This is a genomic window from Brevundimonas pondensis (genome assembly GCF_017487345.1).
GTDB classification, from domain to species: Bacteria; Pseudomonadota; Alphaproteobacteria; order Caulobacterales; family Caulobacteraceae; genus Brevundimonas; species Brevundimonas pondensis.
In genome coordinates this window covers 204,055-223,855 of the sequence record NZ_CP062006.1, presented here as the reverse complement: position 1 = coordinate 223,855, position 19,801 = coordinate 204,055, and the positions used below count along the sequence as shown (strand labels likewise).

The 19,801-nt window shown below is 68.2% G+C and carries 21 protein-coding genes and 1 tRNA gene; 15 read left to right on the top strand and 7 right to left on the bottom strand.

The window, feature by feature from the left end:
* Nucleotides 1-87 precede the first annotated feature (87 nt).
* A complete protein-coding gene (locus IFE19_RS01180; RefSeq protein ID WP_207824986.1) occupies nucleotides 88-1,062 on the top strand; it encodes a complex I NDUFA9 subunit family protein in 975 nt (324 codons plus the stop codon).
* Between the two features lie 74 nt (nucleotides 1,063-1,136).
* On the opposite strand, the gene IFE19_RS01175 is transcribed toward IFE19_RS01180, so the two are convergent.
* Nucleotides 1,137-1,943: an undecaprenyl-diphosphate phosphatase gene (locus IFE19_RS01175; RefSeq protein WP_207824984.1), complete on the bottom strand. Its 807-nt coding sequence runs from the start codon at nucleotides 1,941-1,943 to the stop codon at nucleotides 1,137-1,139.
* A 115-nt stretch (nucleotides 1,944-2,058) separates the two neighbouring features.
* Here IFE19_RS01175 and IFE19_RS01170 point away from each other — a divergent pair, with 115 nt between their 5' ends.
* The 3 genes from IFE19_RS01170 to queG are packed head-to-tail and all read left to right on the top strand — an operon-like array spanning nucleotide 2,059 to nucleotide 4,900.
* Nucleotides 2,059-3,012 carry a cation diffusion facilitator family transporter gene (locus tag IFE19_RS01170; protein ID WP_207824982.1) on the top strand — a complete coding sequence of 318 codons (954 nt, stop codon included), beginning with the start codon at nucleotides 2,059-2,061 and terminating at the stop codon, nucleotides 3,010-3,012.
* A 60-nt stretch (nucleotides 3,013-3,072) separates the two neighbouring features.
* Nucleotides 3,073-3,759 carry an FtsZ-binding protein FzlA gene (gene fzlA / locus IFE19_RS01165; protein ID WP_207824980.1) on the top strand — a complete coding sequence of 229 codons (687 nt, stop codon included), beginning with the start codon at nucleotides 3,073-3,075 and terminating at the stop codon, nucleotides 3,757-3,759.
* 25 nt (nucleotides 3,760-3,784) lie between these two features.
* Nucleotides 3,785-4,900: a tRNA epoxyqueuosine(34) reductase QueG gene (gene queG / locus IFE19_RS01160; protein ID WP_207824978.1), complete on the top strand. Its 1,116-nt coding sequence runs from the start codon at nucleotides 3,785-3,787 to the stop codon at nucleotides 4,898-4,900.
* A gap of 25 nt (nucleotides 4,901-4,925) precedes the next feature.
* Here the strand turns inward: queG and IFE19_RS01155 are convergent, their stop codons facing one another.
* Entirely contained in the window at nucleotides 4,926-5,231 is a 306-nt protein-coding gene (locus IFE19_RS01155) for a hypothetical protein (protein ID WP_207824976.1), read from the bottom strand.
* Nucleotides 5,232-5,301: 70 nt separating this feature from the next.
* Nucleotides 5,302-6,585 (bottom strand): hypothetical protein, encoded by a 1,284-nt coding sequence (locus tag IFE19_RS01150; RefSeq protein ID WP_207824974.1) that lies wholly within the window; start codon nucleotides 6,583-6,585, stop codon nucleotides 5,302-5,304.
* A 146-nt stretch (nucleotides 6,586-6,731) separates the two neighbouring features.
* Between IFE19_RS01150 and IFE19_RS01145 the strand changes: the two genes are divergently transcribed.
* Nucleotides 6,732-6,808, top strand: a tRNA-Arg gene (locus IFE19_RS01145).
* A 27-nt stretch (nucleotides 6,809-6,835) separates the two neighbouring features.
* On the opposite strand, the gene IFE19_RS01140 is transcribed toward IFE19_RS01145, so the two are convergent.
* A complete protein-coding gene (locus IFE19_RS01140; protein ID WP_225910344.1) occupies nucleotides 6,836-9,187 on the bottom strand; it encodes a glycoside hydrolase family 95 protein in 2,352 nt (783 codons plus the stop codon).
* A 172-nt stretch (nucleotides 9,188-9,359) separates the two neighbouring features.
* Between IFE19_RS01140 and IFE19_RS01135 the strand changes: the two genes are divergently transcribed.
* From IFE19_RS01135 to truA, 6 genes are all read left to right on the top strand, one after another.
* A complete protein-coding gene (locus IFE19_RS01135; RefSeq protein WP_225910343.1) occupies nucleotides 9,360-10,517 on the top strand; it encodes a patatin-like phospholipase family protein in 1,158 nt (385 codons plus the stop codon).
* Between the two features lie 72 nt (nucleotides 10,518-10,589).
* Nucleotides 10,590-10,997: an acyl-CoA thioesterase gene (locus IFE19_RS01130; protein WP_207824971.1), complete on the top strand. Its 408-nt coding sequence runs from the start codon at nucleotides 10,590-10,592 to the stop codon at nucleotides 10,995-10,997.
* Between the two features lie 93 nt (nucleotides 10,998-11,090).
* Nucleotides 11,091-11,672: a peptide deformylase gene (locus tag IFE19_RS01125; RefSeq protein ID WP_207824969.1), complete on the top strand. Its 582-nt coding sequence runs from the start codon at nucleotides 11,091-11,093 to the stop codon at nucleotides 11,670-11,672.
* Complete coding sequence (locus IFE19_RS01120; protein ID WP_105563730.1) at nucleotides 11,672-11,887, top strand: hypothetical protein; 216 nt, start codon at nucleotides 11,672-11,674, stop codon at nucleotides 11,885-11,887. The genes IFE19_RS01125 and IFE19_RS01120 overlap by 1 nt, the downstream gene beginning before the upstream one ends.
* 27 nt (nucleotides 11,888-11,914) lie before the next feature.
* The gene (fmt, locus tag IFE19_RS01115; RefSeq protein ID WP_207824966.1) at nucleotides 11,915-12,838 is read left to right on the top strand and encodes a methionyl-tRNA formyltransferase; all 924 of its coding nucleotides are present in this window, start codon (nucleotides 11,915-11,917) and stop codon (nucleotides 12,836-12,838) included.
* Nucleotides 12,838-13,587 carry a tRNA pseudouridine(38-40) synthase TruA gene (gene truA, locus IFE19_RS01110; protein ID WP_207824964.1) on the top strand — a complete coding sequence of 250 codons (750 nt, stop codon included), beginning with the start codon at nucleotides 12,838-12,840 and terminating at the stop codon, nucleotides 13,585-13,587. Before fmt ends, truA begins: the two co-directional genes overlap by 1 nt.
* Before the next feature lie 3 nt (nucleotides 13,588-13,590).
* On the opposite strand, the gene IFE19_RS01105 is transcribed toward truA, so the two are convergent.
* Both IFE19_RS01105 and IFE19_RS01100 read right to left on the bottom strand, forming a co-directional pair.
* Nucleotides 13,591-13,995: a YidB family protein gene (locus tag IFE19_RS01105; protein WP_207824958.1), complete on the bottom strand. Its 405-nt coding sequence runs from the start codon at nucleotides 13,993-13,995 to the stop codon at nucleotides 13,591-13,593.
* Between the two features lie 97 nt (nucleotides 13,996-14,092).
* The gene (locus IFE19_RS01100) at nucleotides 14,093-14,230 is read right to left on the bottom strand and encodes an entericidin A/B family lipoprotein (RefSeq protein WP_207824957.1); all 138 of its coding nucleotides are present in this window, start codon (nucleotides 14,228-14,230) and stop codon (nucleotides 14,093-14,095) included.
* 99 nt (nucleotides 14,231-14,329) lie between these two features.
* On the opposite strand from IFE19_RS01100, the gene IFE19_RS01095 reads away from it, so the two are divergent.
* The 4 genes from IFE19_RS01095 to rplS all read left to right on the top strand — a co-directional run bounded on the left by IFE19_RS01095 (nucleotide 14,330) and on the right by rplS (nucleotide 19,135).
* Nucleotides 14,330-15,994 (top strand): thiamine pyrophosphate-binding protein, encoded by a 1,665-nt coding sequence (locus IFE19_RS01095; protein WP_207824955.1) that lies wholly within the window; start codon nucleotides 14,330-14,332, stop codon nucleotides 15,992-15,994.
* Between the two features lie 84 nt (nucleotides 15,995-16,078).
* Nucleotides 16,079-17,920: a DUF885 domain-containing protein gene (locus tag IFE19_RS01090; RefSeq protein ID WP_207824953.1), complete on the top strand. Its 1,842-nt coding sequence runs from the start codon at nucleotides 16,079-16,081 to the stop codon at nucleotides 17,918-17,920.
* A 38-nt stretch (nucleotides 17,921-17,958) separates the two neighbouring features.
* Nucleotides 17,959-18,711, top strand: a complete 753-nt coding sequence (gene trmD, locus IFE19_RS01085; RefSeq protein WP_207824951.1) for a tRNA (guanosine(37)-N1)-methyltransferase TrmD — start codon at nucleotides 17,959-17,961, stop codon at nucleotides 18,709-18,711.
* A 1-nt stretch (nucleotide 18,712) separates the two neighbouring features.
* Complete coding sequence (gene rplS / locus IFE19_RS01080) at nucleotides 18,713-19,135, top strand: 50S ribosomal protein L19 (RefSeq protein WP_207824949.1); 423 nt, start codon at nucleotides 18,713-18,715, stop codon at nucleotides 19,133-19,135.
* A 134-nt stretch (nucleotides 19,136-19,269) separates the two neighbouring features.
* Here the strand turns inward: rplS and IFE19_RS01075 are convergent, their stop codons facing one another.
* Nucleotides 19,270-19,755, bottom strand: a complete 486-nt coding sequence (locus tag IFE19_RS01075; RefSeq protein WP_207824947.1) for a PA2169 family four-helix-bundle protein — start codon at nucleotides 19,753-19,755, stop codon at nucleotides 19,270-19,272.
* Between the last annotated feature and the right edge of the window lie 46 nt (nucleotides 19,756-19,801).

The window sequence follows — 19,801 nt, the reverse complement described above, 5'->3', positions numbered from 1 at the left end:
GGCGGGGCGGCGCATCGGTTAAGCCCCGCCCATGGAATTCTTCTCCGGTCGCCCGCCTGCGGCCGGGTTTGGCGTTGGAGCGCTCAGATGGCTGATTTCGCCCCCGGACTGGTCACCGTTTTCGGCGGCTCGGGCTTTGTCGGAACCCAGGTGGTGCGAGCCCTGGCCAAGCGCGGCTGGCGCGTGCGCGTCGCCGTGCGCAAGCCTGCGCTCGCCTATGAACTGCGCATGGCCGGCGACGTCGGCCAGATCCAGACCGTCCGTTGCGACATCACCGACAAGGCCGCCGTCGCCGAGGCGATCAAGGGCGCCGACGCCGTGATCAACCTGGTCGGCATCCTGTTCGAAACCGGCGGCCGCAAGTTCGAGGCCCTGCATGTCCAAGGCGCCGTCAATGTCGCCGAGGCCGCCAAGGCCGCGGGCGTCCAGCGCCTGACCCACATGTCGGCCCTGGGCGCCGACGTGAACGGCAAGGCCGCCTACGCCCGCACCAAGGGCGCCGCCGAGGCCGCCGTGCGCGCCGCCTTCCCCGGCGCCGTGGTCATCCGCCCCTCGGTCATCTTCGGTTCGGACGACGCCTTCCTGAACAAGTTCGCCGCCATGGCGACCTGGTCGCCCGCCCTGCCGCTGATCGGCGGCGGCGTGACGAAGTTCCAGCCGGTCTATGTCGGCGACGTGGCTGAGGCCGTGGCCCGCGCCACCGTCGCCCCGGAAGCCGAGGGCAAGACCTTCGAACTGGGCGGGCCGTCGGTCTGGACCTTCGAGGACATCCTCAAGTTCATCCTGCGCGAAACCAACCGCGACCGCTTCCTGGTCCCCGTGCCCTTCTTCGCCGCCCGCATCCTGGGGTCGCTGGCGCAGATCCCCGCGGCGATCGGCCTGAAGCCGGCCCTGACGAAGGATCAGGTCCTGCTGCTGGAGAGCGACAACGTCGTCTCGCCGAGCGCCGAGGGTCTGGCCGCGCTGGGCGTCGAGCCCACCGGCCTGGAAGCCATCGCGCCGGGTTACCTGTTCCGCTACCGCGTCGGCGGTCAGTACGCCGAAAGCCCCGCCGCCGCCTGAGATCGGCCTAGCCAAGAAAAACCCCTCGGGACCCGTGTCCCGAGGGGTTTTTCTTGGCTGCAATGCAGGGGGGCTTACAGCGCGCCCGTCACCGCCAGTCCGACGATGCCCGCCACGCCCACCACGATCCGCCACCAGGCGAAGGGGCCGAAACCGCGCTTCGACACGAAGTCCAGCAGGAAGCGCACCACCACCAGAGCCGTCAGGAAGGCGGCGACGAAACCCACCGCGATCAGGCCGAAGTCGCTGAAGTCCAGCACGTCGCGGTTCTTGAACAGGTCATAGGCCACCGCCGCCCCCATGGTCGGCAGGGCCAGGAAGAAGCTGAACTCGGCGGCCGAGCGCTTGTCGGTCTTCAGCAACAGGCCGCCCGCGATGGTGGCGCCCGAGCGCGACACGCCGGGGATCATGGCCAGGCACTGGAACAGGCCGATCAGGAAATAGATCCGCATCGGATAGCGGTCCGCGTCCAGATAGACCGGGAACTTGTCCACCCGATCCAGCCACAGCAGCAGCAGACCTCCGACGATCAGGGCGATGCAGATGACCAGCGGCGTCTCGAACAGCACCGTCTTGATGAAGCCGTAGGCGAAGAAGCCGATCACCGCCGCCGGCAGGAAGGCCACGATCAGACCGATCAGAAACCGCCGCGCCGCCGGATCGAAGGGCCAGCGCGTCGCCAGGGTCCACAGCCGCTTGAAATAGACGCTGATGATGGCCAGCAGGGCGCCCAGCTGGATGACGATCTCGAACGTCTTACCGGTGCTTTCGAAGCCGAGGAAATGCCCCAGCAGCAGCAGGTGCCCGGTGGACGACACCGGAATGAACTCGGTCAATCCCTCGACCAGACCCAAAAGGATCGCCGTCAGCCAGTCCGCCATGGAAACTCCGTCTCGACCGGCGACGGTTCGTCCGCGCCGGGCACGCCTTCTCCTTAGCGCCCCGGACAAGACGCCGCCATTGGCGGATGCGCGGTTTTGCGCGACAAGGGCGGGGATGACCGCCTCCACCCTCGACGACGCTCACGCTACGACCCGCCGGATCACCACCCTGTCGGTGGGGACGGCCACCATCCTGATTGTGATGAAGGCCTTTGCGCTCGGCGCCTCGGGCTCGGTGTCGATCCTGGCGACCCTGGCGGATTCCTCGCTGGACCTGATCGCGTCGCTGGCCACCTTCTTCGCCGTCCGCTGGGCGGCCGCTCCCGCCGACCCCGAGCATCGCTATGGTCACGGCAAGGCCGAGGCCCTGGCGGGCCTTGTGCAGGCGGGGCTGATCTTCGCCTCGGCCGTCTTCATCGGCTGGGAGGCGGTGCAGCGCATCTTCGATCCCCGGCCGGTCGTGGCGGGCGGCTGGGCCGTCGGGGTGGTCGTGGTCTCCATCGCCGTCACCCTTTGGCTGGTTTGGATGCAGACACAGGCCTTGAAGAAAACCGCCTCCCTGGCCGTGGCCGGCGACCGCGCCCATTACGCCGCCGACCTGGCCGCCAATGTGGTGGTGCTGATCGGGGTGATCTCGGGCGCCTATCTGGGCGCGCCGGGGCTGGACGCGGCGGCCGGTCTGGTCGTGGCGGTCTGGCTGTTCTGGGGAGCCATCTCGTTGTTGCGCGAATCGGCAGACCATCTGCTGGATCATGCAGGGCCCGAGGAGGACCGGGTCGCCATCACCGCCGCCGTCCTGTCCGATCCCCGTATCTCTGGTCTGCACCAACTTCGCACCCGCATGGCCGGGCAGGTGCTGATGGTGCAGATGCACGTCGATCTGGATCCGCAGCTGACGCTGGAGGCGGCCCACGCCATCGTGGTCGAGGCCGAGCAACGCATCCAGGCCGCCTTCCCCCACGCCGACATCCTGATCCACGCCGACCCGCGCGGCCGTGCGGAAGTCCATGCAACGTCGTCCGACGACGCCGTCGAGCCGCAGCCGAACCAATCAGGCCCCTGGTCCTGACCTGCGACCGGGCGTCGCGGTAAACGGAGCCTTAACGAGCACGGGCGCATGGGTGGAGCAATGTCCGCGCCCGCCGTCCTCTATCATTTCGCCTTCCACCCCGGCTCGCGCACGGCGCGTCTGGCGCTGGGCGAGGCGCGCGTCGATTTCGGCGAAGAACTGGTCAAGCCGTGGGAAGAGGACTGCCCGCTCTTCGACCTCAATCCCTCCGGCATGCCCCCGGTTCTGACGGTGACGGAAAAGGGCAAGACCCTGACCCTGTGCGAAACCGACGCCATCCTCGGCTGGATCGAGGACCGCTCCAAGGGCGACGTCCTGATGCCCGCCGACATCGGCGAGCGCGCCGAGGCGCGGCGCCTGGCGACCTGGTTCAACCGCCGTTTCATCGACGAGGTGGACGCTGTCCTGCTGCACGAGCGGATGGAGAAGCCCCTGCTGCGCCTCGGCCCGCCCGAGGCGCGGATGCTGCGCGAGGGCCGCGACGCCCTGCGCGTTCATCTGGCCATGCTGGAAGGTCTGGCCGCCGGGCGCGAATGGCTGGCCGGGCGCCGGCTCAGCCAGGCCGATCTGATCGCGGCGGGCCACCTGTCGGTGCTGGACTATTTCGGCGAGATCACCTGGGCCTCCTATCCGTCGCTGAAGACCTGGTACTCCAAGCTGAAGTCGCGCCCCTGTTTCCGGACGCTGTTGAGCGACCGTTTCCCAGGCGTCCATCCGGCCACCTGGTACGCCGACCTCGACTTCTGAGGCTAACAGGGGCAAAGGCCCCGTCATGGCGGCCGATCCCCGCATCTTCATCCGACAACGCGCCGCCGAGCTGGGCTTCGGCGTGTGCCGCTTCGCCTCGGCCAGCGAACCCTGGAGCGCGGGCGAGAAGCTGGCCCACTTCGTCGAGGCCGGGCGTCACGGCGACATGGGCTGGATGGAGACGACGCTGGAGCGCCGCGCCCACCCCACCGCCATGTGGGACGGGGCGAAGACCGCCATCGTCCTGGGCATGAACTACGGCCCCGAGGCCGATCCCCTGCCGGAACTACAGGACAGGTCGGCGGGCTATATCTCCGTCTATGCGCGCGGCGACGACTATCACGAGGTCATCAAGGGGCGGCTGAAGATCCTGGCCGGACAGATGGCCGCCCGGTTGGGGCAAGACGTGAAGGTCTTCGTCGACACCGCTCCCCTGATGGAGAAGCCCCTGGCCCAGCGCGCCGGTCTGGGCTGGCAGGGCAAGCACACCAATCTGCTGAGCCGCACCCACGGCAATTGGCTCTTCCTCGGCGTCATCCTGACCGCCGCCGAGATCGAACCGGATGAGCCGGAGACCGAGCATTGCGGCCGCTGCACCGCCTGCCTGGACGCCTGCCCGACGAACGCCTTTCCTGCGCCCTTCCAGATCGATGCGCGGCGCTGCCTGTCCTATCTGACCATCGAGTATGCCGAGCCCTGGCCGATCGAGTTCCGCATCGCGGCGGGGCCGCGCATCTATGGCTGCGACGACTGTCTGGGCGCCTGTCCGTGGAACAAGTTCGCGCAAGGGGCGTCGGAAGCCCGTCTGCACGCCCGCGACGCCCTGAAGGGGCCGAGGCTGGCCGACCTGCTGGCGCTGGACGATACGGCGTTTCGCGCCCTGTTCACCAAGAGCCCGGTCAAGCGCATCGGGCGGGACCGGTTCATCCGCAACGTCCTCTATGCGGCGGGGAACTCCGACGACGCCGAACTGATCGCCCCGGTCGAGGCCCTGCTGGACGATCCGGCGCCCGTGGTGCGCGGGGCGGCGGCGTGGGCCCTGTCGCGGCTGTCCCCCGCCCGATTCTCGCAGCTGCGCGACATAGGGCTGGCGCGTGAGGAGGATGCGGGCGTCCGCCGCGAATGGTCCCCCCTTCCCTGATGCGGAAAAGGGGAAGGCCTTTCGGTCAGTTCTTGGCCGGAACGCGGGTGTCCGTGGCTGGATCGACGGCGCCGGGGCGGCCTTCGGCGGCGGCCTGAGCCTGCTTGTCTTCCAGCTTGTCAGCGACCTTGCCGGCGCCTTCCTCGACAGCCTGAGCCGCCTTCATGGCGCCGGACTCGACCACTTCGCCAGTCTGGGCCGCGACCTCGGCCGCCTTGTCGCCCGCCGCATCGACATTGGCCTCGGCCTTGTTCTGCTCGGCCTGGGTGCAGGCGGCGGCGCCGAGCGCCAGGGCCGAGGCGGCGGCGATCGTCAGGATACGGATGCGCATGGGATGTCCCCCTTCTTGCGTTGAACCTTGGCGGTAAACGCAATTGCGCGAAGGGGGTTGCCTGGCGGCGCTAGTCCAGATCGACCGGAAGGGTCTGGCTGGCCAGCAGCCGCTCGGTCGTGGCCCAATGATCCGGCCCCTGATCTTCGACCCAGGCCTGCACCATGTCGCGACCCAGCCCGTAGTTGATGATGTAGGAGCGGTAGGTCTCGATGAAGGTGAGGCGCTGGTTGGCCCGGTCGCGCGCCACCAGGCTGTATTTCTGCAGTTGGTCCAGCGCCGTCTCGCGGTCGATCCGACCGGCCAGATAGGCGTCGGCCACGGTGTATTCCGCCCGCGCCAATTCACGCGTCAGGGCCAAAAGCTGCGTCTGGGCTTCGGCTGTCGCGGGGTCCAGCCCGGCCAGGGGATAGAGGACGCGCTTCTCGAAATCGGTGCGCTCATGACCGGGGAAGGCCAGGTCGATGCCGTAGTTGGCGCTGCCCTCGGCGATGAAGGACATAGGGCTGAACAGGGGATAGACGCTCATCTCGACCCAGCCCTTCTGCTTCACGAAGGTCTGTTCCAGCAGGGCGTTGTAGACGTGGTGGCCGGGATAGCCCTCGTGGCAGCCCAGATCGACGGCGCGGTCGATGAAAATGGGCAGGTCGGTGTTCACCTGGATCAGGCTGAAGGCGTTCCCCTTGTACCAGTTGTAGCCCGACCATGGCTTGTTGTTGACGAACTCCAGGGTGAAGGTCTCGTTGGCGGGCAGGGTCATGTGCCGCTCGGTGCGCGCCTTGCACTCGTTGATGGCGGCCCGCATCACCGGCTCCAACCGATCCTTGGGAATGACGTAGCGGGCGCGGAAGGCGGCGACCCGGTCGGCCAGCGGTCCTTCGCCGGGGACCAGGGCGTCGATGCGCGCCAGCACGGGATCATAGGACGACAGGGGCCGCAGCTCCGGCCGCACGCCGAACAGGGCCTCGGCCTCGTCGGCGAAGCTCATTTTCTCGCCCTGCAGCATCCGCAGCCGCGCCGAGGCCGCCGAGACGTGGGCCGACAGATAGGCGCGACGTTGCCGGCTCTGGGCGTCCAGACCGGCGGTGGGCAGGGCCTCCAGTCGTCGGCTCAGGGCGGCGGCGCCTTCGGCCAGTTGGGGCAGGCCACGCGGATGGGCCTTGGCCGCCTCAGCCCATTCCGCCGGGCCGTAATAGGCGTCGACATAGCCTGGCTCGCGTTCGCCGATCTCCAGCGTCAGGGCGACATAGTCGCGCCCCACCATGTCCAGGCTGTCCGCCGCAGGTTTCGGCGCGCTGGCGCAGGCGGTCAGAAGGGCGGCGGCCGTCAGGGCGGCGATGGTGGAAACGCGCATGGAAACTCCCTCTCTCCGACCGCGAGGCTAGGCCTTCGCGGCTCTTGAGCCAAGCCGCGCCCAAGAAGGCGTGCCGTCGAGATTCAGGGATTGAGGCGGCCCGGCCCATGCTGTAAGCACCGCCGTCCGGCTCTAGAGCCGCAGACGCACCCGTAGCTCAGCTGGATAGAGTGCTGCCCTCCGAAGGCAGAGGTCACAGGTTCGAATCCTGTCGGGTGCGCCATCTTCTTCCCTGCCATCCTGACTGAACTCAGAACGTCGCCACAAGCTCGCCGCTTGCCGGGACTCGCCCGCCCTGCACGATAGAAGCAAAACGGAGGCGGGTCTCGGCGCCGACAGGGCCACGGAGACGGATGCGTGTCGGGCGTCCCGCGTCCCATTCGACATCCAGCGTCAAGCCGCCGCGCGCACGAACGCCTTTCAACCAGCCGCGCGGCCAGGCCGAAGGCAGGGCGGGCAGAAGTTCAATCTCTCCAGGCCGTGACTGGACGATCATCTCGGCCATGCCGTTGGTCCCCCCGAAATTGCCGTCAATCTGGAAGGGCGGGTGGGCGTCGAACAGGTTAGGATAGGTGCGCTCGGGGCTCAGCAACAGCTTGAGCACATCATGGGTGCGGTCGCCCTCCCCCAACCGCGCCCACAGGTTGATGCGCCAGCCGATGGCCCAGCCGGTAGACAGGTCGCCGCGCAGCTCCAGCGACTTTCGCGCCGCGCGGGCCAGATCGGGCGTGTCGCGCCGCGACATCTGCCAGCTGGGGAAGAGACCATAGAGATGGGAGACATGGCGGTGGTGCGGCTCGGGCGCCTCCATGTCCCAGTCCTGCAGCCATTCCTGAAGCTGGCCGGCCTTGCCGATACGGTCGGCGGGCAGGCGGGCGCGGGCGGCCAGCACTTCGCGGCGGAAGGCGGCGTCCTTGCGCAGGATCTGCGAGGCCTCGGCCACATGGGCGAACAGGTCGCGCAGGATCTGGCTGTCCATGGCGGGACCGGCGCAGACCGAAGCCCCGAACGGATGCAGGTTTTCGGGAGACAGGGACGGACAGGTGACCAGGCCCGAGCCGTCCGGATGGTCGACCAGGGTGTCGAGGAAGAACTGCGCCGCCCCCTTCATCACCGGATAGACCTCGGCCAGATAGGCCTTGTCTCGACCATAGTCGTAGTGGTCCCACAGGTGCTCGCACAGCCAGGCGCCGCCCATGGGCCACAGGCCGAACCGGGCGCCGTCGATGGGGGCCGTGGCGCGCCACAGGTCGGTGTTGTGATGGCAGACCCAACCCCGCGCGCCATAGTTGACGCGGGCGGTGACGGCCCCGGTCTCGGCCATCTGCCTGACCATGGTGATCAGGGGTTCGACGCACTCCTGCATGGCCAGGGGCTCAGCGGGCCAGTAGTTCATCTCGGTGTTGATGTTGATCGTGTATTTCGACCCCCAGGGCGGACTGGTCTTGTCGTTCCACAACCCCTGAAGATTGGCGGGCTGCGTTCCCGGTCGCGAGCAGGACAGCAGCAGATAGCGCCCGTACTGGAAATAGAGGGCGGCCAGGGCCGGGTCGTCCAGGGTCTGGGATTTCGATACGCGCTGATCGGTGGGTTGCAGGGCCGCCTCGGTCGCGCCGACGGCGAAGCTGACGCGCCGGAACAGAGGCTGATAGTCGGCCAGGTGACGAGCCTTCAACTGGTCGAAGTCGGGCGTAACCTGTTGCAAGGTCGCCAGGGTTCGGGCCCGCGGGTCGCCGCTGACGTCCCTGGGGCCGACATGGCTGGTGGCGGCGGCGACGAGCAACAGGACCTCGTCCGCGCCTTCGACCCTCAAGGCCTTGCCGTCCGCCCGGGTCAGGCCGCCACGCGTGATCACCCGGACGCGGGTCTCGAATGTGAGGGCGGCAGGCACGTCGAACTGCGAGCCGTTGCGGCCGCTCAGGATCAGGTCGCCGTCATGCACGGCGGCGTCGGCGGCCTGGGGCGTCTCGAAGGCCGCTTCAAAACTCAAGGCGCCCGGTCGGTCGGCGCTCAGACGCATCACCACCACGTCGTCGGGCCGTGACGCGAACACCTCGCGGCGATAGGCGACGCCGTCCTGGCGGTATTCCGTAGTGGCGATCGCCTGGTCCAGATCGAGATCACGGCGATAGCCGCTGGAGGCCGAGGACACCCCGAAGCTCAGCATCAGGTCGCCGATGGTCTGATAGGACATCTGCCGGATGGGCCTGGCCATCATCCCTGCCTGGGCCAGATTCTGGGCCTCGGGATAGCGGCCGTCGAAGATCAGCCGCCGAACCTCGGGCAGGACCTTGAGGGCTTCGGGGCTGGACGGATCATAGGGGCCGCCGGCCCACAGGGTGTCCTCGTTCAGTTGCAGGCGTTCTCGCGCCACGCCGCCGAAGATCATGGCCCCCAGCCGCCCATTGCCGACGGGCAGGGCCTCGACCCAGGCCTCAGCCGGGTTGCGATACCAGAGCTTGAGCTCGCCTTCATCGCCGGTGCGCGGCAGGGGCGCGAAGGCCTGGGCCTGAACCACGGGCGGCGAGGCGGCCAGACCGGCGGCCGCGGCCGAAGCCATCAGCAAACGACGGCGCGACAGCGCCACGGGGTTCGAAGGCATTTCCACTCCTGCCTGATGCCGCGATTGGCTCACGATCCATGGGGCGACACCGCCCTTGAGCACGATTAGTATGATTATTCAGAACATATGGAAACCGGTTACCTTTGGGGTGCGGCGACAGGTTCGGGCCTCGTTATTTGACCAGAGCGACGCCGCATCCGATGAAGCCTGTGTGAGCGAACCCGTCCTTCCCGTCCGACGCCTGCCCAAGGGGCGATTGCCAGCACCGCCGTCCGGCAAGGGACGGATAGCGGGCTTTGCCGACATCCGGTTGAGCATTGAGCAGGCCGAGACCTCGCTGGAGGCGGCGGCGGACCGGCTGTCATTGCCCCGCTCGGGCTGGGTCTCCGGGCGGTTCGACATGCTCGCCATCTCTGGCGGCGCAGCGGGCGGGGCCTATGGCGCGGGGGCGCTGGTCGGCCTGACGGAAGCCGGACTGAGGCCCGAGTTCGCCCTGGTCACAGGGGTCAGCACCGGCGCCCTGATCGCGCCCTTCGCCTTCCTGGGACCGGACTGGGACGAGCGTCTGGCCGACGCCTATGTCGGCGGTCACGCCGCCGACCTGTTGAGCCTGCGCCAACTGGCCTCCAGTTTCACCGGGGGTCTGTTCCGCGGCGAGGCCCTGGACGCCCTGATCCATCCCTTCGTCGACGAGGCTTTGATCGACGCCGTGGCCGCCGAGCACGCGCGCGGCCGGCGCCTGCTGGTGGCGACGACCGATCTGGACAGCCAGCGATCGTGCATCTGGGACATGGGGGCCATCGCTTCGCATGGCGGCGTGAAGGCCGTGGATCTGTTCCGCGAGGTTCTGGCCGCCTCCGCCAGCCTGCCAGGCCTGTTCCCCCCGCGCCGTTTCCCTTGCGAGGTCGACGGCGACAAGTTTGAAGAGATGCACGTGGACGGCGGGGTCGCTGCGCCCCTGTTCCTGATGCCTGAAGGCCTGCTGCGCTGGAACCGGCTGGGGCGACGGCTGCATCGCGGACGGGTGCATGTCCTGGTCAATATGGTGCTGGAGCCCGAGCCGCGCACCACGGCGCCGAATGTGGCGGCGGTGCTGACCCGCAGCTTCGACGCCATGCTGCGGTTTTCCTATCGGCAGGCTCTGGGGACGGCGACGACCTTCTGCGCGGCGCAGGGCTTGCCGATCAGCGTCGCCTCCATCCCCGACGCGCCAGACCAGGGCGGCATGCTGAGTTTCGACACCGCCACGATGCAGCGTCTGTTCGACGCCGCGCGCGAGCGGGCGCGGGCGGGCGAGTTGTGGCGTTCGCCCGTGGCGGAACGACAGGGGCTTCAGGGCCTGATGGATCGGTTACGGCCGCGCGGATAGGCGCGTGGCCTTGATGCAGCCCATCCCGAGGCGCATGGGAAGGTTCTCCTCCCCAAGACTTCCAAGGCCCCGATGACCGACGTCGACAAAATCCCCGCCCAGCTTCCCGAAGGCCAGCCCGTGGGCCGCGTCATCGCCATGCCCGCCGACACCAACCCCGAAGGCGACATCTTCGGCGGGTGGCTGCTGGCCCAGATGGACCTTGCGGGCGCCACCCCGGCCTTCGAGCGCGCCAACGGCCGCTGCGCCACCGTGGCCCTGGACGGCATGGTCTTCCACCAGCCGGTCTCCGTCGGCGACGAGGTGTCGATCTACGCTCGAGTCGTCCACGCCGGCCGCACCTCGATCCGCGTCCACGTCGAGGCGTGGAAGCGCTCGCGCGGTCAGCCCGAGGCCCAGTCGGTGCGCGTGACCGAGGGCGTCTTCACCTATGTCGCCATCGATTCCGACCGCAAGCCGCGCGCCCTGCCGGCGGTGTGAGCCTCTTCGCATACGGGTGCGGCGCCGGGACAAGACCAAGCGCCGCACTCGGTAATTCTTGACGTTCGAGGCTTCGCACCCTACCTGCGGGCCATGGCTATTCGTCGCATCCTCACCATCGATAACGCCGCCGACCTGGCGATCCTCAAGGCCGTCTCTCCCCCCGTCGAGGGCGGCGTGACCGACGCGCTGCGCGCCCTCATGGACGACATGCTGGAGACCATGTACGCCGCGCCGGGCATCGGCCTGGCCGCCGCACAGATCGGCGAGCTGAAGCGCGTCGTGGTCATGGACCTGGGCGACAAGCCGGTCGAGGGCGCGTCGGAAGACCCCGAGGCCGAGGAAAGCGAGGACCTGCAACTGGCCCGTCGCAACCCGCGCTTCTTCGTCAATCCGGAGGTGATCTGGGCCTCGGACGAGATGTACGCCTACGAAGAAGGCTGCCTGTCGGTGCCCGACTATTACGACGCCGTCGAGCGTCCGGCCCGCATCCGCGTCCGCTATCTGGATTACTCGGGCCAGCAGATCGAGGAAGAGATCGAGGGTCTCTACGCCGTCTGCTTCCAGCACGAACTGGATCACCTGAACGGCGTCCTGTTCATCGACCACCTGTCGCGCCTGCGTCGCGAACGCGCCGTCGCCAAGGTCAAGAAGAACGCAAGGCTCGCCGCCTGATGGCCCGCAAGACCACGATCATCGACCCGCGCGGCCGTCGCCGCCTGACCCGCAACCAGAAGGTGGGCGCGGCCAGCCTGGCCACCATTGTCGCCGTCGCCGCCGTCGGCGTGGTGGCGGGTCTGCTGCTGGACCGTCTGCTCGATTTCGACGACGCCCTGGATGCGGGCGGCGAGTGGGACGAGGGCGGCGGCGTCTATACGCGCTGGATGTAATCCGCCCCACGGTCTAAAGGCGTGGCCATGCGCCTAGCCTTCATGGGAACTCCCGACTTCGCCGTGCCGTCACTGGCCGAGCTGATCGCCTCGGGACACGAGATCGTCGCCGTCTATTCGCAGCCGCCGCGCCCCAAGGGCCGGGGTCAGAAGCTGACGCCGTCGCCGGTTCACGCCTTCGCCGAGGCCATGGGCCTGCCGGTCTTCACGCCCGAGAGCATGAAGTCGCCGGAGGCCATCGACACCTTCCGCAGCCTGGATCTCGACGCCGCCTGCGTCGTCGCCTACGGCCAGATCCTCAAGCCCGAGGTGCTGGAGGCGCCCCGTCTGGGCTGCTTCAACCTGCACGGTTCGCTGCTGCCGCGCTGGCGTGGGGCCGCCCCGATCCAGCGCGCCATCATGGCCGGCGACCGTCAGACCGGCGCCCAGATCATGCGAATGAGCGAGGGCCTGGACGAGGGCGCGATCATCCTGTCCGAGGTCATGGACATCTATCCCGACGACACCGCCGCTTCGTTGACCGAGCGCATGGCGCATCTGGGCGCCGCCCTGTGGCCCCGGGCCCTGGCCGCCATCGAGCGCGGCGGCTTCACCGAGACCGAGCAAACGGGCGAAGCGACCTACGCCAAGAAGATCACCCCCGCCGAGGCCCGCATCGACTGGACCCGTTCCGCCGCCGAGGTGGACGCCCACATCCGCGGCCTGTCGCCCTTCCCCGGCGCCTGGTTCGAGGTCGAGGCCGAGGGCGAGCCGGTGCGGATCAAGGCGCTGATGTCGGCGCTGGCCGAGGGCGAAGGCGAGCCCGGACAGGTGCTGGACGACGCCTTGACGGTGGCCTGCGGAACCGGCGCGGTGCGCCTGCCCCGCGTGCAGCGCCCCGGCAAGGCCGCGCAGTCGGCGGATGAAATGCTGCGCGGCTTCCCGGTTCCAGCCGGAACCCAGCTCGGCTGATGCCCCGCTACCGCTTCACGGTCGAGTACGACGGATCAGCTTACAACGGCTTTCAAGCCCAGGCAGGCCAGCCGACGGTGCAGGGCGCGATCGAGACGGCGGTGACGGCCTTTTCCGGCCAGACCGTGCGCATCGCCGCCGCCGGGCGCACCGACACCGGCGTCCACGCCACGGGCCAGACCTGCCATGTCGATCTGGACAAGGAGTGGCCGGCGCGGACGGTGATGAACGCCCTGAACGCCCATCTGATGCACGAGGCGGTGGCGGTGCTGGACTGCGCCCCGGTCAGCGACGACTGGCACGCCCGCTTCACCGCCAATGGGCGCAAATATCTGTATCGCATCCTCAACCGTCCCGGCCGTCCGGCGTTGGACCGGGGCCGGGTCTGGCACGTCAAGAAGCCGCTGGACGCCGAGGCCATGCATGCGGCGGCGCAGGCCCTGATCGGCCTGCACGACTTCACCACCTTCCGCGACGCCCAGTGCCAGTCGGCCAGTCCGGTCAAGACTCTGGACGTGGCGCGCGTCAGCCGTGTCGGCGAAGAAGTGCATCTGGTGTTCGAGGCGCGCAGCTTCCTGCACCGTCAGGTGCGCTCGATGGCCGGCAGTCTGGCCGAGGTCGGTCTGGGCCGCTGGAGCGTATCTGATCTGGCGGACGCCCTGGCCGCCAAGGACCGCGCGCAATGCGGTCCGGTGGCGCCGTCAGACGGTCTCTATCTGACGGGCGTCACCTATGAGACCGAGGCCTGAAGCCTAGCGCTTGAACAGACCGCCCAGGGCGCCGCCGATGCCGCCCGGCAGATTGTTCAGCAGGCCGCCCAGCAGGTCGTCGGCGCCCTCGGCCGAACCATTCGGGGTCAGACGGTCGACGGCTTCAGGCAGCAGGCCGGCGAGGGTCTCGCTGGCCTGTTCAGGTGAAATGCCCAGTTTGGCGGCGAAGTCGGCGATGGGGCCGGAGCCGAGCACCGAGGCGATCTGCTCGGCCGAAATCCCGGCGTTGCCGCCCTTGCCGATCCATGAGGCCGCGACGTCGCCCAGGCCGTTCTGGCCGAACTTCTCGACCAGACCCCCGACGCCGCCCTGACCCTTCAGCAGGTCGGAGAGGCCGCCCGCAGCGTCGTCGCCGAGGCCGCCGAGCACATTATCCAGAAGTCCCATGGTCGTTCTCCGAGTTGAAGCCGGCAGTCTGAGGGAACGAGGCTACGCTTTTGTGGCGGGATCGCAAACGATCGCAAACCCGCCGACGGCGCGGCCCTTAGTTGCGGGCCGAGTTGGAGCTGGAGGTCACGGCCTGACCTGCGGCTTCCAGATCGCGGCCGACGCCGGCGACGGTGTTGCAGGCGGCGGTGGCCAGGGCGGCGGCGATGACGCCGAGAGCGATGAGCTTGCGCATGGAGATTTCCCCGAGAAAAGGCGATTGAGCGCTTCAACGTGAAGCTTGGCCACAAGGTTGCATGGCCAATTCATCCTTCAATCTGCTAACGGCGAAACCATGACGCAAGCTCCCGACACCGCCGCCCGCCGTCTGGTCGACACCCTCGTGATGAACGGGGTCGACAAGGTCTTCTGTGTGCCGGGCGAGAGCTATCTCGCCGTGCTCGACGCCCTGGCCGACGTGCGCGACAAGATTGAGGTCATCGTGTGCCGCCACGAGGCCGGCGCCGCCAACATGGCCGAGGCCTATGGCAAGCTGACCGGCAAGCCGGGCGTCTGCATGGTCACGCGCGGACCGGGCGCGACCCACGCCTCGATCGGCGTGCACACGGCGCATCAGGACTCCACGCCGATGATCCTGTTCGTCGGCCAGATCGCCCTGAGCGACCGGGGCCGCGGCGCCTTCCAGGAGGTCGACTACCGCGAGGTCTTCGGCGGACTGGCCAAGTGGGCGACCGAGATCGAAAGCCCGGAACGCACCGTCGAGGTGGTCGAGCGCGCCTTCGCCACGGCCCTGCAGGGCCGCATGGGCCCGGTGGTCGTGGCCCTGCCCGAGAACATCCTGCATGACGCCGGCGGCCCTGCCCCGGTGCGGCCCGTGGTCGCCGCCAAGGCCGCGCTGGACCCGGCCTTCGTGGAGCAGGTGAAGGCGCGTCTGGCCAAGGCCGAGCGCCCCATGCTGATCCTCGGCGGCTCGGGCTGGACCGACGCCGCCACTGACGCCATCTCCGGTTGGGCCGAGCGGCTGGGCCTGCCCGTCGCCCTGTCTTTCCGTCGCAAGGATCTGATCCGCAACGATCATCCGGGCTATGCGGGCGACCTCGGCCTCGGCCCGAACCCGAAACTGGTCGCACGGGTCAAGGACGCCGACCTGCTGCTGGTGATCGGCGCCCGCATGGGGGAGAACCCGACCCAGGGCTACACCCTGCTGGATCGCGCGAAGACCGCCGAGACCCTGATCCATATCCATCCGGGGGCGGAAGAACTGGGCCGCGTCTGGGCGCCCGCCCTGGCCGCCGCCTCCGACAATTCCCTGGCGGCCCTGGCCCTGTCGGCCATCGATCCGGGCCGGACCTGGAACGAGCAGGGCGCGACCGCCCACGCCGATTTCATGACCTTCTCCTCGCCCATCGAGGTGAAGAGCGCGGTGAACATGAGCGAGGTCATCGCCCATCTGGCCGAGGTCCTGCCCGAGGATGCCATCCTGACCAATGGCGCGGGCAATTTCGCCGCCTGGCTGCACCGCTTCCATCGCCATCAGGCCCGTCGCACCCAGTTGGCCCCGACCTCGGGCGCCATGGGCTACGGCTATCCGGCGGCGCTGGGGGCCAAGGTGGTCCATCCGTCGCGCGAAGTGGTCTGCATCGCGGGCGACGGCGACTTCATGATGAGCGCCAACGAGATGGCCACCGCCGCCCAGTACGGCCTCGGCGTCATCGTGGTGGTCGTGGACAACGGCACCTTCGGCACCATCCGCATGCACCAGGAGCGGGAATACCCCGCCCGCGTCATCGCCACCGAACTGAAGAACCCCGATTTCGTCAAATACGCCGAGGCCTTCGACGCCTTCGCCGTGCGCTGCGAGGCGACAGCGGACTTCCCGGCGGCTCTGGCGGCGGCGCGGGAAGCGGCGGCGGGCGGTCGTCCGGCGTTGATCCACCTCATCACCGACGCCGAGCAGATCGCGCCGGGCCGCACCATCACCGACCTGCGCGGCGCCTGACGCCTCTCTCCCTGCGGCGTCCGGCGACTTGCGCCCGACGCCGTGAGGGGGAACAGTGCCGCCTCGCAGTTCCGAGGGGGTTTCATGCGTCGTTTTCTGATTTCGTCCGTCGCCGTTCTGGCGCTTTGCGCCGTGGCGCCCGCCGCCATGGCCCAGACCGTCGCACCTGTCGCCGCCTCGTCGCAGGCGCAAAGCGAGGATGCGCGCCTCAACGCCTTCTTCGAGCAGGCCTTCCAGGAACGGATCGCGCTCAGCCCGCAGCAGATGACGTCGCTGGGCCTCAAGACCGACTACGACAAGCTGGACGACGTCTCCGACGCCGCCGCCGCGCGCTCTTTGGCGCTGCAAGAGGCGCAACTGGCGCAGATGAAGGCCGACTTCGATTCGTCGAAGCTCAGCAATCAGAGCAGGATGTCCTGGCGCCTGTTCGAATACGGGGTGCAGCAGGCGCGCCTGTCAAACCAGTGGCGCGACTGGAATTTCCAGTTCGCCGCCAACGGCAACCCGACCACCAGCCTGCCGGTCTTCCTGATCAACAACCATCGTATCAGCAGCGTCTCGGACGCCGAGGCCTATGTCTCGCGCATCACCGAGGCCGAGCGCTACATGGGCCAGGTGGCGACGACGCTGAAGGCGCGCGCCGCCGAGGGCGTGGTCTCGCCGCGCTTCGTCTTCGAGCCCTCGATCGAGAACACCCGCAACGTCATCACCGGCGCGCCCTTCGACGGCGGCGCGGACAACCCTGTCTGGGCCGACTTCCAGAAAAAGGTCGCCGCGCTGGATACCGATCAGGCGACCAAGGACCGGCTGCTGGCCTCGGCCCGCGCCGCCCTGACCGGTCCCTACAAGCGCGGCTTCGACAATGTCCTGAACGCCCTGACCGAGGTCCGGCCGCTGGCCGACAGCGACGCGGGCGTCTGGCGGCTGCCGAATGGCGAGGCCTACTACAACGCTCGCCTGCAGCTCTCGACCACGACCGACCTGACCGCCGACCAGATTCACCAGATCGGTCTGGACGAGGTGGCTCGCATCCAGCGCGAGATGGAGGTCATCAAGACCAGGGTCGGATTTGAGGGCTCGTTGCAGGACTTCTTCGCCTTCCTGAAGACCGATCCGCGCTTCCAATATCCGAACACGCCGGAAGGCAAGGAGCAGTATCTGACCGACGCCCGCGCCTTCATCGCCCAGGTGATGGCGGTGGCGCCGCAGTGGTTCTCCAACCTGCCCAAGGCCGCGCTGGAGGTCCGCGCTGTCGAGCCGTTCCGTGAAGCGACGGCCTCGATCGCCTTCTATAACGCCCCTGCGCCCGACGGTTCGCGTCCCGGCATCTACTACGTCAACCTGTCGGACATGACCCAGGTGCTGAAGCCCCAGATCGAGGGCATCAGCTATCATGAGGGCGCGCCGGGCCATCACTTCCAGATCGCCTACGCCCAGGAGATCGAGGGCCTGCCGCGCTTCCGCCGCTTCGGCGGCTACGGCGCCTACGCCGAGGGCTGGGGCCTGTACGCCGAACAACTGGGCAAGGAGATGGGCTTCTATCAGGACCCCTATTCCGACTTCGGCCGCCTCTCGACCGAACTGTGGCGCGCGGTGCGTCTGGTCACCGACACCGGCCTGCACGCCAAGCGCTGGAGCCGCGAACAGGCGATGGACTATTTCCGCCAGAACTCGCTGCTGTCGGAACGCGACATCGGCAAGGAGGTCGAGCGCTACATCACCAACCCCGGCCAGGCGACCAGCTACAAGATCGGCGAGTTGAAGATCGAGGAGCTGCGCGCCAAGGCCGAGGCGACGCTGGGCGACAGGTTCGACATCAAGGACTTCCACGCCGTGGTCCTCGGCTCCGGCTCGGTGCCGCTGGACGTGCTGGCCGATCAGGTCAACGCCTGGATCGCGGCGGGCGGCGGCAAGCCGGTCGCCTGAGGCTCGCGTTTGGGGCGTTTGAGCGGTAAAGGGCCGCCATGCCCTTTACCGCCACCGTCCTGACCATGTTCCCCGAGGCCTTTCCCGGGCCGCTCGGCGTGTCGCTGATCGGCACCGCCTGGCGCGAGAAGGGGCTGTGGGACCTGCAGACGCTGGACATTCGCGCGTTTTCCGAAGATAAGCGCGGCTTCCTGGACGACACCCCCGCGGGTGGCGGTCCTGGTCAGGTGCTGAAAGCGGACGTGGTGGCTCGGGCTTTGGATAGTCTGGAAGGCCCGCCTCGGCCGCTTTTGTACATGAGCGCACGCGGTCGACCCCTGACGCAGGCGCGAGTGAAGGAATGGGCCAAGGCCGACGGAATCGTCGTGCTTTGCGGTCGTTTCGAGGGGGTGGACCAGCGGGTGCTCGACGCCCGAGGGTTCGAGGAGATTTCCGTCGGAAACGCGGTCCTCGCCGGTGGCGAGGCGGCGGCCATGGTGGCGATCGAGGCGTGCGTACGACTGGTCCCCGGTGTTCTCGGCGCGGCTGAAAGCCTGTCGTCCGAGAGCTTTGAGGACGGTCTTCTGGAACACCCGCAATACACGCGACCGCGGACGTTCGAGGGGCACGACATTCCCGAGGTGCTGCTGTCAGGCGATCACAAGAAGATCGCGCAATGGCGAGAGGCGCAGCGGGAAGAGACTACGCGGGAACGGCGTCCGGACCTCTGGGCGGCGCATCTTGCAAAGACGACTGCGGAGCCTGGCTCCGCCAAATCAAAGGCAAAGGGCGCAAAAGCCCGAGGAGAATAGAATGAATATCGTCCAGCAACTCGCTGCCGAAGAAAAAGCCCGCCTGCTCGAAGGCAAGACCATCCCGAACTTCCAGCCGGGCGACACCCTGCGCGTCAACGTGAAGATCAAGGAAGGCGAGCGTGAGCGCGTTCAGGCGTTTGAAGGCGTCTGCATCGCCCGCGACAGCGGCGGCATCAACGAGACCTTCACGGTCCGCAAGATTTCCTTCGGTGAAGGCGTGGAGCGTCGCTTCCCGATCCTGTCGCCGAACATCGAATCCATCGAAGTGAAGCGTCGCGGCGTCGTCCGTCGCGCCAAGCTCTATTACCTGCGCGACCGTCGCGGCAAGTCGGCCCGTATCGCCGAGCGTCAGACGGCCCGTCCGAACAAGGGCGCCGCTGTGCCCGTCACCGGTTCGGCCGACAAGGGCGACGAGGCTTAATCCAGGCTTCAGCTCTGCGCTGATCATGATTGAGGCCCCGGCGGAAACGCCGGGGCCTTTGTCATTCCTGGTGCGCTAGCGCGCGCCGCACTGCTTGAGCCGCCCCCCATGAAGGGGAGGGAGATTCTCACGCCCTACTGCGGATACAATGGATTGTCCGCATCCTGCCGGCCTTCGAGGCTGCGCCTCAGGACGTGCATCTCGTCTTGGCCGGTTCGGACGGCGGCATGGGCCCGACGGATGGTCTCGCGGGTGGTGGCCGACAGGGCCTCATCGCTGAGGGCGCGGTCGAACCGGGCCTGCAGATGCGCCTCGCCGCTCTCGATCGAGCCGACGACCGAGGCCTCGTCCCGCATCAGGGCGTGCTTGATGTCCATGAAGGCGCGCTGGGCCTTGGCCAGGATCGAACCCTCGTCCTCGGGGTGGCCGCCCATGCCGCGCACCGCCGTCTGCAGGTCGGCCGCGACCTGGCGTCGTTCCTCGCTGCGACGCAGGAAGAGGTCGCGATAGCGCAAGTCCGCAGTTTCGACCGCCGCCTCGGCATAGCCGTCCGCGCTGTCGATCAGGCCCTCGGCCAGACCGTTCAGAACCTTGATGTCATGACTGTTGGGGTTGCTCACCAGAAACCTCCGTGGCTGACCCAGGTGAAACCCGCGCCAGCAGCGA

What these genes read in the sequence shown, in the direction of transcription:
- truA (WP_207824964.1), top strand. Translation starts at nt 12,838, where the DNA reads ATGCCCCGCTACCGCTTCACGGTCGAGTACGACGGATCAGCTTACAAC.
- IFE19_RS01100 (WP_207824957.1), bottom strand. Translation starts at nt 14,230, where the DNA reads ATGCGCAAGCTCATCGCTCTCGGCGTCATCGCCGCCGCCCTGGCCACC.
- IFE19_RS01170 (WP_207824982.1), top strand. Translation starts at nt 2,059, where the DNA reads ATGACCGCCTCCACCCTCGACGACGCTCACGCTACGACCCGCCGGATC.
- IFE19_RS01130 (WP_207824971.1), top strand. Translation starts at nt 10,590, where the DNA reads ATGACCGACGTCGACAAAATCCCCGCCCAGCTTCCCGAAGGCCAGCCC.
- fmt (WP_207824966.1), top strand. Translation starts at nt 11,915, where the DNA reads ATGCGCCTAGCCTTCATGGGAACTCCCGACTTCGCCGTGCCGTCACTG.
- IFE19_RS01150 (WP_207824974.1), bottom strand. Translation starts at nt 6,585, where the DNA reads ATGCGCGTTTCCACCATCGCCGCCCTGACGGCCGCCGCCCTTCTGACC.
- IFE19_RS01180 (WP_207824986.1), top strand. Translation starts at nt 88, where the DNA reads ATGGCTGATTTCGCCCCCGGACTGGTCACCGTTTTCGGCGGCTCGGGC.
- IFE19_RS01175 (WP_207824984.1), bottom strand. Translation starts at nt 1,943, where the DNA reads ATGGCGGACTGGCTGACGGCGATCCTTTTGGGTCTGGTCGAGGGATTG.
- queG (WP_207824978.1), top strand. Translation starts at nt 3,785, where the DNA reads ATGGCGGCCGATCCCCGCATCTTCATCCGACAACGCGCCGCCGAGCTG.
- IFE19_RS01095 (WP_207824955.1), top strand. Translation starts at nt 14,330, where the DNA reads ATGACGCAAGCTCCCGACACCGCCGCCCGCCGTCTGGTCGACACCCTC.
- IFE19_RS01125 (WP_207824969.1), top strand. Translation starts at nt 11,091, where the DNA reads ATGGCTATTCGTCGCATCCTCACCATCGATAACGCCGCCGACCTGGCG.
- IFE19_RS01090 (WP_207824953.1), top strand. Translation starts at nt 16,079, where the DNA reads ATGCGTCGTTTTCTGATTTCGTCCGTCGCCGTTCTGGCGCTTTGCGCC.
- IFE19_RS01155 (WP_207824976.1), bottom strand. Translation starts at nt 5,231, where the DNA reads ATGCGCATCCGTATCCTGACGATCGCCGCCGCCTCGGCCCTGGCGCTC.
- IFE19_RS01140 (WP_225910344.1), bottom strand. Translation starts at nt 9,187, where the DNA reads ATGCCTTCGAACCCCGTGGCGCTGTCGCGCCGTCGTTTGCTGATGGCT.
- IFE19_RS01105 (WP_207824958.1), bottom strand. Translation starts at nt 13,995, where the DNA reads ATGGGACTTCTGGATAATGTGCTCGGCGGCCTCGGCGACGACGCTGCG.
- fzlA (WP_207824980.1), top strand. Translation starts at nt 3,073, where the DNA reads ATGTCCGCGCCCGCCGTCCTCTATCATTTCGCCTTCCACCCCGGCTCG.
- rplS (WP_207824949.1), top strand. Translation starts at nt 18,713, where the DNA reads ATGAATATCGTCCAGCAACTCGCTGCCGAAGAAAAAGCCCGCCTGCTC.
- trmD (WP_207824951.1), top strand. Translation starts at nt 17,959, where the DNA reads ATGCCCTTTACCGCCACCGTCCTGACCATGTTCCCCGAGGCCTTTCCC.
- IFE19_RS01120 (WP_105563730.1), top strand. Translation starts at nt 11,672, where the DNA reads ATGGCCCGCAAGACCACGATCATCGACCCGCGCGGCCGTCGCCGCCTG.